The sequence below is a fragment of the Sagittula sp. SSi028 genome (assembly GCF_048553715.1).
Classification (GTDB): Bacteria; Pseudomonadota; Alphaproteobacteria; order Rhodobacterales; family Rhodobacteraceae; genus Sagittula.
Genome location: NZ_JBLZNC010000002.1, coordinates 447,415 through 460,745, shown reverse-complemented (window position 1 = coordinate 460,745; position 13,331 = coordinate 447,415). Strand labels below are relative to the sequence as shown.

The window sequence follows — 13,331 nt, the reverse complement described above, 5'->3', positions numbered from 1 at the left end:
GAAACACGGTGCAATGGTCCCATGATAATAGGAGTGGCAGTCATGCGCTACATGTTGACCTACGATCTTATGGAAACGATGCGCAATACGAACCAATGGCTTGGGGCGACGGCGCGCACGATGGCGTCCTACCCTGTCTTTGCCGCGATGCCCAACCCTGCGCTGCAATGGATGGCCGCCTGGGGCGAGGTCACGGAGCGCACGTTCGAGCGTATGATCGTCAAGCCTGACTGGGGGATTCGGTCGATCACCTGTCCCGACGGCAAGGACCACCTCGTCGAGATCAAAACCGTCGTCGAAAAAGATTTCGGCGATTTGATCCATTTCGATGTGATGGGACGCGCGCCGCAGCCGCGCAAGATCTTGCTGGTTGCGCCGATGTCGGGCCATTACGCGACGCTTCTGCGGTCCACCGTGCTGTCGCTGATTCCCGATGCCGAGGTGTATATCACCGACTGGCACAACGCGCGTGACATCCCTGTCTCGGCGGGCTCCTTCGATATCGAGGATTATACGCTCTATCTGATGGACTTTATGCGCCATCTCGGGCCGGATTCGCATGTGATTGCCGTGTGCCAGCCCGCGCCGCTGACGCTGGCCGCAACCGCCTACCTTGCCGAGCTTGAGCCAGAGGCGCAGCCGCGCACGTTGACGCTGATCGGCGGGCCGATTGATCCCAATGCCGTGGCAACCGACGTTACCGATTTCGGGCACCGCGTCACCATGGGCCAGCTTGAAGAGACGATGATCCAGCGCGTCGGATTCAAATATCCCGGAGTGGGCCGCATGGTTTATCCAGGGCTGCTGCAACTCGCCTCGTTCATGTCGATGAATTCGGATCGTCACGGGACGGCGTTTCAGGACCAGATCATGCGCGTCAGCCGGGGCGAGGCATCGGATCACGACGCCCACAACCGGTTCTATGACGAATACCTTGCCGTCATGGACATGCCCGCCGAATTCTACCTGTCCACGGTCGAGCGGATCTTCAAGAACTGCGAAATTGCGAAGAACGAATTTGTCGTCAAAGGGCATAAGGTCGACATGGCCGCCATCACCAATGTGGCTGTCAAAACCGTCGAAGGGGCCAAGGATGACATCACCGCGCCGGGGCAATGTATCGCGGCGCTTGCACTGTGTTCGGGGCTGCCGGACAGCAAGAAGGCCTCGCATGTGGAGCCGGGCGCAGGTCACTACGGGATCTTTGCGGGCAAAAGCTGGCGCAACAATATCCGCCCGCTTGTGTTGAACTTCATCGATGAGAACAGCGGTGACGCCACAGCCGAGGGCGGGAACGTGGTCTCACTCAGCTAAGGCTTTAATGCTAAACGTAAAACGGCGCGGACCTGAGAAGGCCCGCGCCGTTTTTGTATCTGTCGGGATTACGCGCCTGCGTAGGAGACGAGGGCATGTACCTCCATCCCCATATCTTCCAGCCGCTTTCGACCGCCCAGATCGGGGAGGTCCACGATGAAGGCGCAGCCGATGACTTCGCCGCCCAGCCGTTCCACCAGCGAAATGCCGGCTTCGGCGGTGCCGCCGGTCGCCAGAAGATCATCGACCAGCAGGATTTTTTCACCTGCCAGAATGGCGTCGTCGTGTAGTTCGACCGTCGCTTCGCCGTATTCCAGCTTGTAGCTTTGTTCGATCGTTTTGCCGGGCAGCTTGCCCTTTTTGCGCACGGGCACGAAACCGGCGGACAGTTGGTGGGCGACCGCGCCCCCCAAGATAAAGCCGCGCGCCTCAAGGCCCACGACCTTGTCAAAGCGCACACCCGCATAGGGGTGCAGCAACTGGTCGATGGCCATGCGAAAGCCGCGCGGGTCGGCAAAGAGTGTAGTGACGTCGCGAAAAACGATCCCCTCGTGCGGGAAATCGTGAATGGCGCGGATGTAGTCCTCGATCTGGGGACGGGGGGGCATGTTGGGCCTCCGGGCAAAGAAAAACCGCCCAAGCGGTAGCCTGTGGGCGGTCTCTTCGCAAGCGGTGGCTTGAGTTTAGCCGCGGTTGCGGCGGCGGCTGGTGTAAAAGCGGCGCGCAATCCACGACAGTTTGGGGCGGTTGCCGTCCAGCCGGTCGTTCAGGAACAGGGACTTTGCGAAAAACGGTGTCATGGTTTATGTCTCCGATATACAAAACTACTGTGCAATGTATATACAATGCACTAACAAAGAGTGAACTAGACCAGAGATCGCCGTGGGCAAGGACAACAAAAAGAAAAACAACAAGGACAGTCAGCTGGTGCTGCGCCTTGATCGCGAGGATCGCGACGCCTTTGTGGCCCTGTGCAAGGATCTGGACACCTCCGCCTCGCGCGAGGTGCGCAGGTTTATTCGCGACTTCCTGAAAGAGCATAAAGACAAGGGCTAACGTGATCGCGCGGATATGGTTCCGCGTGATTCATGTCGCACGGCGCAGCGTGGCTGTCAGCGCCCCCATCGCAATCAGCGTGGCACCACCGGCACGGGTGATCCACGTCAAGGCCGCGGGACGGGTGATCCAGCCCCTGAGCCGGTCAGCCGCCAGCGCATAGGCGAGCGCATTCGCCGCAGCCAGACTTACGAACGTCACCACAAGGATCGCAAACTGCGGCAGCAGCGGTGCGCCCGTGTTCACAAACTGGGGGACAAAGGCGATGAAAAAGGCGATGCTTTTGGGATTCAGCGCAGTGACCGCAGCATTGTGCCAGAACACGGCTTTCCCGCTGATCTGGGTCTGCGGCAGCTCGGCGCCCGGCTGTGGGGCGGAGCGGATCAGTTTCACACCCAGCCAGATCAGGTAGACCGCGCCCACCCATTTCAACAGGGTAAAAAGCGCCGCCGATGCGGCAACCAGCGCGCCAAGTCCCGCCAGAGACAGGCTCATGGCGATGAAATCCCCCAAGGCCACCCCCGTGGCCGACGCCACAGCCACCGCGCGGCCTTTGGACAAAGCGTAGGACAGGACCAGCAACACGGTCGGGCCGGGGATCATCAGCAAGGCGATTGAGGCCCCCACAAAACCGGCCCAGGTCAAAAGGTCCATCGCATTCACTCCGGCGGGTAATGTCGGCGCAGGGCCATCAGATCCTGAGACGAGAACTGTTTGGTATCATTGCTGTCTTGGCTGAAGATCGAGACGCCTTCGTAGACGGGATTGCGAATGTCGGTCAACAGGCCCAGCGCCTGTGTGACTTCCTCAAGCATGGCGGATTCGTAGTGGCGGATGTGCAGCCGCGTCCCGAACAGGATGGTGGCGCGCTGGATTTCACGCGTGTCACTGCGTGACCAGACGATGACCCGCGCGCCGGTCACGGTCAGCCCGTCCGCGCCTTCGATCCCGGTGCCAGCAAGCGGCGCCCGCCCGTCGGTGTCGAGGAAATGGATCGTGATGTCCGCAGGTTGTCCGTCTCGGACCGGGGCGACCTGAATACCTGCGCCCGCATCATTGATGTATTGGACCGCACGGACCAGCGCAGCTTCGGCGCGTTTTGCCTTGCCCCCCAAAAAGGCGCGGTCCATCGATGCGATCTCTAGCGTGACGGGGCGGTCCGCAGGCCAGTGCAGCATTGCGCGCGCGCAGGCTTCTCCGGGCGGGGCGGCGCAGGCCACCAGACGATAGAAATCCGTGTCGCTCAACCGGCCTTGGGTGACGACGAAATCCTGTGCCGCCTGCGTGCGGGTCGCGGGCAGCATGCAAACCATGGTCAGAGCCATGCAAAACCATCGGATGTAAAACAGCGCCCTCATGCTGCGGTGCTATAGGACGCGACCTGCCACCGCATCAAGACGTGCCATCAGCGCGGGGTCACGTTTGTCAGGCGCCGTCATCAGGGCGGTCTCCAGCGCGCGGTCACAGCCATGAGGGCAGGGGGCGCGGTTCACGCCCAGCCGTTCGGGCAGGCCGCGCAGCATGGCGCGCGCCTTGTCGGCATTGCCGTTGAGGATGCGGATAATGTCCATGATATCCACCGCGTCATGGTCCGGATGCCAACTGTCGTAATCCGTGACCATCGCGACAGAGGCGTAGCAAAGCTCTGCCTCGCGGGCGAGCTTGGCCTCCGGCATGTTGGTCATGCCGATCACATCACAGCCCCACGACCGGTACATGCGCGATTCCGCGCGGGTGGAAAACTGCGGCCCTTCCATGGCCAGATAGGTGCCGCCGCGATGAACAGTGATCCCTGCCGCCTGTGCCGCGTCAAAGCAGGCCGCGCCCAGACGCGGGCAGGTGGGATGGGCCACCGATACATGCGCCACGCAGCCGGTTCCAAAGAACGATTTCTCACGCGCAAAGGTACGGTCGATGAAGTCGTCAACGATGACAAAATCCCCCGGCGCCATGCTTTCGCGGAAAGAGCCGCAGGCGGAGACGGCAATGACATCCGTGGCCCCCAGCCGTTTCAAGGCGTCGATATTGGCGCGATAGGGGACGGTGGTTGGCGAATGTACGTGTCCACGCCCGTGACGCGGCAGGAACGCCATCTCCACGCCATTCAACCGTCCGGTCAGGATCTCGTCCGACGGGCTTCCCCAAGGGGTGTCCACGCTTTGCCAGCGCGCATCTTCAAGCCCGTCGATCTGGTACAGTCCGCTACCGCCAATCACGGCGATCATCGTCTTTGTCATGGCGGGCCTCGCTGCTTGGATCGGCTTTAGTAAACAACCGATATCGCGTGCGTTCAAGGTCAGGGGCTAGCCCCACAGTGCGCTGCCCCCCTTGACGAGCAACACAAGTGACAAAACAAACAACAGCACTTCGATCACCCGCTTATACAGCGCGTCGGGCAGGCGGGCGGTCAGCCAGCGGCCCCCGAAGGTGCCTATGATGCCCGCGACGCACAGCCCCGCGATCAACCCCCAGCGCAGCCCGTCGAACTGTCCGATGGACCAATAGGCGGGCAGTTTGACCAGATTGCCGATGGCAAAGGCAATGGCAATGGTGCCTGCAAATTCCAGCTTGGGCAGCTTTTGCGGCAGAAGATACGCCTGCGCAGGCGGCGCGCCGGAATGGGTGATAAAGCTCGCGATGCCAGTGATCGTGCCCCAGAACACCCCCGCGCCCACATCGGCCTGCGTCTGAGGGGCGGGCGCGCGGCGCAGCCAGTTGCGCCCCACATACCAAAGTCCGATGGCGCCGGTGAACAGCAACAAGGCCCACTCCGGCGTGTAAGGCGTGATCACGGTGGCAATCGCCACGCCCAGCAAGATGGCAGGCACAAGGATCGTCAGATTGCGGCGGGAGTAATGCTTGCGATACAGCCAGACGCCGATCCAGTCGGTGGCGACAAACACGGGCAACAACGTGGCGGCGGCTGTAACCGGATTCATGAACAGCGACAGCATCGGAACCGCGATGGCCGCGGCTGACGCCAGCCCTCCCTTTGAAAAGCCCACGACCAGCGCCGCCACGTAAAGCAAGATGATTTCAAGCATGTCGTCGCGGCCTTTCAGATATGTTCAAACCTATGGCAGGCCAAAGCCCCCGGCTGCAAATGTGTCCGCCGCAACGGCACGATTTGCAACACCTTGGGCGCTAAAGCTAGGAAAGCCGTGCACTTTGGCAAGGTTTTCGCTATGGCGGCACCAAATGCGGCTTTGCTGGCTTTGGGACGATTCCACGCCCCGATCCGCGCCTTCTTGCTGCACAAGAAAGGACTTCTATGAAACGAACCGTTCTGGCGCGCTACGCCGACAGTATCACAATGCCCGATCTGCGGGTGTCGCCCACCACCGCGTTGACCCCCGGCCAGATCAAGACCGACATCCTGTCGGGGTTGACTGTGGCACTGGCGCTGGTTCCCGAGGCGGTGGCCTTTGCCTTTGTTGCAGGGGTGCACCCGCTGGTGGGGCTTTACGCGGCCTTCATGGTCGGTCTGATCACCGCGATCCTTGGTGGGCGGCCCGGCATGATCTCGGGGGCGACCGGCGCGCTGGCGGTGGTCATGGTAGCACTGGTGGCCGAGCATGGCGTGGAATACCTGTTCGCAACCGTCGTGCTGATGGGGATTTTGCAGCTGATTGCAGGGGCCTTGCAGTGGGGTAAATTCATCCGGCTGGTGCCGCATCCGGTGATGCTGGGGTTTGTGAACGGTCTGGCGATTGTCATTTTCCTCGCACAGCTGACGCAGTTCCGCGACCCGTCCACAGGCGGCGCGGAATACCTGTCGGGCCTGCCTTTGATGTTGATGCTGGGGCTGGTCGCGCTGACCATGGCCGTGATCTGGGGCCTGCCCAAGCTGACCAATCTGGTGCCTGCGCCGCTGGCCGGCATCGCGATCACCGCCGTGGTGGTCATTGTCTTCGGGCTTGATACGCCGCGTGTGGCGGATATGGCCTCGATCGAAGGGGGCTTTCCGGCGTTCCACATTCCCGCCGTCCCTTTGAACATGGAGACCTTCCAGATCATCCTGCCCTATGCGGTGATCCTTGCCGCCATCGGTCTGATTGAATCGCTGCTGACGCTGAACCTTGTGGGCGAGATGACAGGCCAGCGCGGCGGTGCCTCGCAGGAATGTATGGCGCAGGGCGCGGCCAATGTGGTCACCGGCTTTTTCGGCGGTATGGGCGGCTGTGCCATGATCGGCCAGTCGATGATCAACGTGAAATCCGGCGGCCGCACCCGCATCGCGGGCATCGCTGCGGCGCTGTTTTTGCTGTCCTTCATCCTTGTCGCATCGCCGCTGATCGAGCTGATCCCGCTGGCCGCGCTGGTGGGGGTGATGTTCATGGTGGTGATCGGGACATTCGCATGGAACAGCCTTCGTATCATGTCCAAGGTGCCGCTGATCGATGCCTTTGTGATCGTGCTGGTGACCGTTGTGACGGTCTACGCGGACCTTGCGGTCGCGGTTGTCGTGGGTGTGATCGTTTCCGCGCTGGCCTATGCGTGGAACAATGCGCGCCGCATCCACGCGAAAACATACACCACCCCCGAAGGGGCCAAGGTCTATCAGGTGCAGGGGCCGTTGTTCTTTGGCTCCTCCGACGGCTTTGTCGAGATGTTCGACACCGCAGGGGACCCGTCGCTGGTCGTGGTGGATTTCGCCGACAGCCGTGTGGTGGATCAATCCGCGCTGCAGGCGATCGAGGCGGTCGCCGCAAAATACGAAGCGCAGGGCAAGCAGATCCAGTTGCGCCATCTGTCCCGTGACTGCCACCGGTTGCTATCAAAGGCGGGCCATCTCATGGTGGATTCGGCGGATGACCCGACCTACGAGTTGGCTGTGGATTACAACGTGCGCACGGGGATCCTTGGCGGTCACTAAGCGCGCAGCATATGTTGGAACAGGAAAGGGGCGCTGAGGACCGCCCCTTTTTCGTGCCGCGATCAGGTGCCGGGACGTTTGAGCGAGAAAACCTCGCTGATAGAGGTGTAGTCCTGATAGCCCATCCGCGACAGAGGCCGGTATGTGCGCACGTCAAAGATCCCGTCAACAAGGCAATCGTCACGCATATGCACGCCGGTGACTTCACCGAAGACGGCGAAATTGGCCTCGCCGGGCAATTGCACGATCTGGGTCAGCTTGCATTCCAGATTGGCGGGCGCATCCGCCACGCGCGGGCAGTCGATGGTGTCGCAATCCGCCTTGGCGATGCCCGCTTCGGCGAATTCATCGGTCCCCGCAGGAAAGGGGGCAGAGGTCGCATTCATCGCATCGCGCGCGGCATATTCCACGATATTGACGCAGAAGACGCCGGTGTCGCGGATCTGTGCCACGGAATCCTTGGTGTCGCCCCGGTCGGGCTTTGCCGAGGTGGAGGCAAACATCACCTGCGGCGGGAAATAGGCCACTGCATTGAAGAACGAATAGGGGGCCAGATTGTCCTGCCCGTCGGCCCCTCGTGTCGAAATCCAGCCGATGGGGCGGGGGGTGACAATGGCGTTGAACGGGTTGTGCGGCAAGCCGTGACCGGTTTCGGGGCGGTAGAACAAGGCAGGCTCCTGTTTGCAGTGCATTTTCCAGAGTGATAGGCGGTTTAAGGCATGGATGCACGTTTTCTGTCGCAAAGCGGTCAGGCGGCATCACTGGGGTGGATTTATCCGAAACGGGGGCAGGCGGCCTTGTACACAACGGCGGTGGAACAAGCGGATGACTGGTGGGAGGTCGAGGCGCTTTATGACAAGGCCTTTGCGCCCGGGCGGACGGCGTTGTCCTCGTACCGGTTGCGCGACGGGGTGGAGCCTGTCGCCCCTCTGTGTCGGGTGGCGCGCGATGGCACGGGGGCCTTGGTTGCGGCGATCCGGTATTGGCCGGTGCGTATCGGGGCAGAGCCGGTTCTGCTGCTCGGGCCGATTGCAGTGCATCCGGTGACACAAGGCGCAGGTCTGGGCGGTCTTTTGATGCGAGAGACCTTGGGTATTGCTGCGGATCTGGGCCATGCGCGGGTGCTGTTGGTGGGCGATCCGCCTTATTACGAACGCTTTGGCTTTGCCCAGTTGAGCGGCGTTGACATGCCGCCGCCGACCAACCCCGCGCGCATTTTAGGGCTGGAACTGGTGCCCGGCGCTTGGGCGGATCTGCGCGGAGAGGTTGAGCGCGCCGCTTGACTGTGGCGCGCGGGTGGCCATCTGTAGATCAGGAGGATCGCAGATGACCGAAATCACGCCCGTTGTTCCCGTGGACGCCCAGCTTCGTGCTCTGGCGGACCGCTACACATCCGCCAGCTCTGTCGGCATGCAGTTGTTGAATATCGTGGGCGGTCAGGCGGAAAACCTGCTGGAAAAGCTCCCCGATAGCGTCAAGGACCGTCTGGAATTCGTGGCGGAACGGGCGCTGAGCTCGGCCTTGATGGCGGCGAACAAATCGCGCGGCGTGGTGCCCGATCAGAAGGGCTGGTTCAGCACGGCGCTGACCACGGCGATGGGGGCCGCCGGTGGCGTGGGTGGCCTGCCTTCGGCCTTGGCGGAAATGCCTGTCACGGTGACCGTGCTGATGCGGGCCATGCTGGCCATCGCCAAGGAGCATGGTTTCGATCCTGATGATCCCGACGTGATGAAGGAATGCCTGATGGTGTTCGCCACCTCTGGTCCCCTGTCCGAGGACGACGGGGCGGATCTGGGGTTTCTGGCCGCGCGGGTGTCGATCACCGGGGCCAGCGTGAATGCGCTGATCGCACGTGTGGCCCCGCGTGTGGCCACGGTTCTGGGGCAGAAGCTGGCCACGCAAACAGTGCCTGTGCTGGGGGCTGCGGCGGGGGCTGCGGTGAACTACGCCTATACCTCGTACTATCAGGACATGGCGCATGTGCATTTCGGACTGCTGCGTCTGGCCGAAGATAGCAACACCCCGCGCGAAGAACTGCTCGAAGGTCTGCGCGAGGCTTTGGCGCGGTCCAAAGTCACCCGTCTCTGACATGTTCTGTCAAAGTTAGAAAATTGAATTTCATATTTTCGGTAACTTCTTCTTAGGGGCTGAGGCGTAAATCTTTGGCCACGCGGGGTGCAGAAGACCCCGAATGGCGCCCGCCCCTGAATGCTACGCGACAGGCCACTGAAATAGGGTGGGACCTGCTTGGGGTGGGGCTGCTGCCGCGCAGAAGTGCGGTCAGCGTCTCTGACCAGAAGGTAGGGGACATCTAAAAGTCGGCAGTACTTAAGCGCTCCGATCCGGCGCAAAACGCCCGGGTCGGAGCGCTTTTTCCGTAATCGCCACCGTCCGTTCCAGACATGCCGGTCACATTTGGATCAAGCGTGTGCGCGCAAAAATTCCATGACCGCTTCGCGGACCGATTGGTCGCCGCGCGAGCGGGATTCGTCGATCACGCGGCGCACGTCGCCAAGAGAATAGCGCATCAGCAGCGATTTCACCGGACCGATAGACGCCGGACGCATGGACAGCGTGCGCACCCCGATGGCGGCAAGGCACAGTGCCTCGACGGGGCGGCCTGCATCCTCGCCACAAAACGACAACGCGGTGGAGGTCGCCTCGCAGCGGGCAACGATCCCTTCGAGGAAGGTCAGAAACGAGGTGTTAAGCGAATCGTAGCGGCGGCGCACGCGTTCGTTCTCGCGGTCGGCGGCAAAGAAAAACTGTTTAAGATCGTTGCCGCCAATCGACAGGAACTCCACTTCTTTAAAGAACCGGTCCGGCGCGAAGGCCAGCGAGGGTGTTTCCAGCATGCAGCCGATTTCCAGCCGCTCGGGCACGATATGGCCCAAACGTTTCTCGCGGGCCAACACGGTGTCCACTTCGGCGCGGGCGCGGGCGTATTCCTCGTACTGGGCGATGAAAGGGAACATGATCGACAAGGCGCGCCCGTCCGCTGCCCGCATCAGGGCTTGTAGCTGCATGCGCATCACGCCGGGGCGGTCCAGCGCGACACGGATCGCGCGCCAGCCCAACGCGGGGTTGGGTTCCTCCTGTGGCTTCATATAGGGCAGGACCTTGTCCGACCCGATGTCCAGCGTGCGAAACACCACGCGCTTGCCCTTGGCCGCGTCCAGAACCCGCGCATAAAGCGAGGCAAGCTCCATCCGTCGTGGCATCTGGTTGCGCACGAGGAACTGCAGCTCCGTACGGAACAGGCCCACGCCCTCTGCACCGGAATTCTCCAGCGACGGCAGGTCTGCCATAAGACCGGCGTTCATATGCAGATTGACCCTGCAGCCATCTGCCGTGACGCAGTCCTGATCGCGCAAAACCGCATAGCGTTCCTGCGCCTTGGCCTGCATCGCGATTTTGTCGCGGAAGGCGCTGACCACGGTGTCATCGGGGCGCAGATGGACGATCCCCTGATCGCCATCCACCAGCACCAGATCGCCGTTCAGGGTTTCGTTGGTGATCCGCTCCGCATGGATGACCAGCGGAATGGCCAAGGCACGCGCCACGATGGCCGCGTGCGATCCAACCGATCCCTCTTCCAGCACCACGCCCTTGAGCGAGCGGCCATATTCCAGCAGTTCGCCGGGGCCGATGTTGCGGGCAATCAGGATCGGATTGTCCGGCATGGCCGCACCGGTTTCGCGGCCCTGTCCGGTGAGGATGCGCAGCAGGCGGTTGGACAGGTCATCAAGGTCCGACAGCCGTTCACGCAGGTAGCCATCGGTCACTTGCGCCATGCGGGCACGGGCCTGCGATTGTTCTTTTTCGACAGCGGCCTCGGCGGACAAACCACGGTCGATGTCCTCTTCCATCCGCTTGAGCCAGCCTTTGGAGTTGGCAAACATCCGGTAGGCTTCGAGAACGTCGACCTGATCCTGATCGCCGACCGCGCGGGCGACCATCTCGTCCACAGACACCCGCAGCTCGCCCACCGCTTCTTGCAGGCGGGTGCGTTCGGTGTCGGGATCGTCGGCCACCAGATTGGTGACCACCACGCGCGGCTCGTGCAGCCAGGCCTGCCCCATGGCGGTGCCTTCCTGTCCGGTCGCCCCACGGAACAAAACCGCTTGGGTGTGGCGTTGCTTCAGCGCAGCACCTTCCCCGACAAAGGCGCCGAGTTCTGCCATTTCCGCCAGAACCATCGCCACCACTTCGAGGGCATAGACCTCGTCTTCGGAGAATTCGCGCGCCTCTTTGGACTGGACGACCAGCACGCCCAGCTTTTCGCCCAGCCGCTGGATCGGCACACCCAGAAAGCTGGAATAGATCTCTTCGCCGGTCTCCGGCATGTAGCGGAACCCGCGTGCCGAGGGGGCATCGGCGGCGTTCACCATCTTGCCGCTGCGGGCGACGCGGCCCACCAGACCCTCACCCAGCTTCATGCGGGTCTGGTGCACGGCGGCCTCATTCAGACCTTGGGTCGCGCACAGTTCCAGCGTTTCGGGATCGCGGAACAGGTAGATGGAGCAGACTTCGGTGCCCATGCTGTCGGCTGTCAGATGGGTGATCTTGTCCAGACGTGCCTGTCCGGCAGCGTCTTCGGCCATCGTGTCGCGCAGCCTGCCAAGAAGCTTGCGGCTTTCCGATTCTGTATTGGGCGACATGGTGTACGGAAATTCCTTCAGCTACAGTCCGCAGGGATAGAGCAATCCGGCGGCATTTGGAAACGGCTTTCGGCCATTGATGGGTGATTTTTCCCGCATGGGTAGAGTCGTTGCCGCATCTTTTGCATCCTGTTTGTCGCAAGACGGTGTCAGGCTTGCCTAAAGCGGCGGTGCCGCGTACTTCGCCGCAAAGACTTGGACCGGAATTATGCTGCTTTACCGATGCCTGCTCAGCCTGTTTGCGCTGCTGGTCGTGTTCCGGCACGGGCGCGCGCGCCTGCGTGTGCCGCAGCCTTCAGGCGGGCAGGGGGGGCATATCTGGCTGCACGGGGCCTCGAACGGCGAGCTGTCCTCCTTCCGGCCGGTGCTGGAGCGTCTGGTCGCCGCACGTCCCAAGCAGCGCTGGTTGGTGACGACCAATTCCGACACGGGCTGCCGGATGGTGGCCGAGTGGGGGTTGCACGGGGTGGAGGCGCATGTGGCGCCGGTCGATCTGGCCTGGGTCACGCGCCGTGTCATGCGTGACTGGCGCGTCACAGCGCATCTTACGCTGGAAGCAGAGCTTTGGCCCCATCGCATTCTGTCCTGCCCCGGACCAGTGATGGTGATCGGTGCGCGCATGAGCGAGGGCACTGCGCGCGGCTGGGGCAAGCTGCCGGGACTGGCACGGCGTATCCTCGGGCGGCTGGCCTTTGTGTCGGCGCAGGATCAGGGGTCAGCGGACAGGCTCCGCGCGCTGGGCGCATCGGCGCAGGCCATGGGGCCGGTCGTGGATCTCAAGGCCTTTTACACGCCTCCGCAGGTCACCCCGGTCGCGGGTCTTGACCGCAGCGCCACTTGGCTTGCGGCGTCGACCCATGCCGGAGAGGAAGAGACCGTCCTATCGGCGCAGTTGATTGCCAAGCTTGAAGAACCTGACCTGCGACTGGTTCTGGCTCCGCGCCACCCGCGCAGGGCCGATGACATTCGCCGCCAGATCGAGGCGGCGGGCCTGAGCGTCGGGCAGCGGTCACGTGGTGATGATCCCACGGTTGGCGAGGTCTATCTGGCCGATACGATGGGAGAAATGGCGCTGTGGTACGCCTCCTGCGGGCGTGTGTTCATTGGTGGCACGCTGACGGATCGCGGCGGGCACACGCCCTATGAACCGGCAGCCTTCGGCGCGGCATTGCTGCATGGCGGGGATGTGCGCAACTTTCGCGCGGCCTTTGGGCGGCTGCGCGCGGCGGGCGCGTCGGTCGACATCACAGATGCCGAGGATTTGGCGCGTGGCTTGCTTGACCTGCAAAGCAGCCGTCGCCAATCCGTCGTGGGGGCCGCCGCACAGGCCGCGCTGCACACGGATGTGTCGCCAGATGCGCTGTGCCAGCAGATTTTGACACATCTGCCAAACGCTTGAACGCGGCGGTAATAAACTTAGATTA

13 protein-coding genes are annotated in these 13,331 nt (G+C 62.4%); 6 read left to right on the top strand and 7 right to left on the bottom strand.

Annotated features, from left to right (window positions below):
* Positions 1-42 precede the first annotated feature (42 nt).
* Entirely contained in the window at positions 43-1,314 is a 1,272-nt protein-coding gene (gene phaZ / locus ACN5AZ_RS05720; RefSeq protein WP_419427898.1) for a polyhydroxyalkanoate depolymerase, read from the top strand.
* A gap of 68 nt (positions 1,315-1,382) precedes the next feature.
* Here phaZ and ACN5AZ_RS05715 read toward each other — a convergent pair whose 3' ends face one another.
* On the bottom strand, positions 1,383-1,922 hold the full coding sequence (locus ACN5AZ_RS05715) for an adenine phosphoribosyltransferase (RefSeq protein ID WP_419427897.1): 540 nt from the start codon (positions 1,920-1,922) through the stop codon (positions 1,383-1,385).
* 274 nt (positions 1,923-2,196) lie between these two features.
* On the opposite strand from ACN5AZ_RS05715, the gene ACN5AZ_RS05710 reads away from it, so the two are divergent.
* Positions 2,197-2,370, top strand: coding sequence for a hypothetical protein (locus ACN5AZ_RS05710; RefSeq protein ID WP_419427896.1), 174 nt, complete (start codon positions 2,197-2,199; stop codon positions 2,368-2,370).
* Between the two features lie 30 nt (positions 2,371-2,400).
* Here ACN5AZ_RS05710 and ACN5AZ_RS05705 read toward each other — a convergent pair whose 3' ends face one another.
* The 4 genes from ACN5AZ_RS05705 to ACN5AZ_RS05690 all read right to left on the bottom strand — a co-directional run bounded on the left by ACN5AZ_RS05705 (position 2,401) and on the right by ACN5AZ_RS05690 (position 5,414).
* Positions 2,401-3,024 carry a LysE family translocator gene (locus tag ACN5AZ_RS05705; RefSeq protein WP_419427895.1) on the bottom strand — a complete coding sequence of 208 codons (624 nt, stop codon included), beginning with the start codon at positions 3,022-3,024 and terminating at the stop codon, positions 2,401-2,403.
* A 5-nt stretch (positions 3,025-3,029) separates the two neighbouring features.
* Positions 3,030-3,695, bottom strand: coding sequence for a DUF2927 domain-containing protein (locus ACN5AZ_RS05700; RefSeq protein ID WP_419427894.1), 666 nt, complete (start codon positions 3,693-3,695; stop codon positions 3,030-3,032).
* A gap of 42 nt (positions 3,696-3,737) precedes the next feature.
* Positions 3,738-4,607 (bottom strand): S-methyl-5'-thioadenosine phosphorylase, encoded by an 870-nt coding sequence (locus tag ACN5AZ_RS05695; RefSeq protein WP_419427893.1) that lies wholly within the window; start codon positions 4,605-4,607, stop codon positions 3,738-3,740.
* Between the two features lie 66 nt (positions 4,608-4,673).
* Entirely contained in the window at positions 4,674-5,414 is a 741-nt protein-coding gene (locus ACN5AZ_RS05690) for a sulfite exporter TauE/SafE family protein (RefSeq protein WP_419427892.1), read from the bottom strand.
* Between the two features lie 227 nt (positions 5,415-5,641).
* On the opposite strand from ACN5AZ_RS05690, the gene ACN5AZ_RS05685 reads away from it, so the two are divergent.
* Positions 5,642-7,246, top strand: coding sequence for a SulP family inorganic anion transporter (locus ACN5AZ_RS05685; protein WP_419427891.1), 1,605 nt, complete (start codon positions 5,642-5,644; stop codon positions 7,244-7,246).
* A 62-nt stretch (positions 7,247-7,308) separates the two neighbouring features.
* Here ACN5AZ_RS05685 and ACN5AZ_RS05680 read toward each other — a convergent pair whose 3' ends face one another.
* Positions 7,309-7,914, bottom strand: a complete 606-nt coding sequence (locus ACN5AZ_RS05680; protein ID WP_419427984.1) for a flavin reductase family protein — start codon at positions 7,912-7,914, stop codon at positions 7,309-7,311.
* Between the two features lie 129 nt (positions 7,915-8,043).
* Between ACN5AZ_RS05680 and ACN5AZ_RS05675 the strand changes: the two genes are divergently transcribed.
* On the top strand, positions 8,044-8,529 hold the full coding sequence (locus tag ACN5AZ_RS05675) for a GNAT family N-acetyltransferase (protein WP_419427983.1): 486 nt from the start codon (positions 8,044-8,046) through the stop codon (positions 8,527-8,529).
* A 43-nt stretch (positions 8,530-8,572) separates the two neighbouring features.
* Positions 8,573-9,334, top strand: coding sequence for an EcsC family protein (locus ACN5AZ_RS05670; protein WP_419427890.1), 762 nt, complete (start codon positions 8,573-8,575; stop codon positions 9,332-9,334).
* Positions 9,335-9,666: 332 nt separating this feature from the next.
* Here ACN5AZ_RS05670 and ptsP read toward each other — a convergent pair whose 3' ends face one another.
* Positions 9,667-11,907 carry a phosphoenolpyruvate--protein phosphotransferase gene (ptsP, locus tag ACN5AZ_RS05665; RefSeq protein ID WP_419427889.1) on the bottom strand — a complete coding sequence of 747 codons (2,241 nt, stop codon included), beginning with the start codon at positions 11,905-11,907 and terminating at the stop codon, positions 9,667-9,669.
* Between the two features lie 208 nt (positions 11,908-12,115).
* On the opposite strand from ptsP, the gene ACN5AZ_RS05660 reads away from it, so the two are divergent.
* Positions 12,116-13,306 (top strand): 3-deoxy-D-manno-octulosonic acid transferase, encoded by a 1,191-nt coding sequence (locus ACN5AZ_RS05660; RefSeq protein ID WP_419427888.1) that lies wholly within the window; start codon positions 12,116-12,118, stop codon positions 13,304-13,306.
* Positions 13,307-13,331 lie beyond the last annotated feature (25 nt).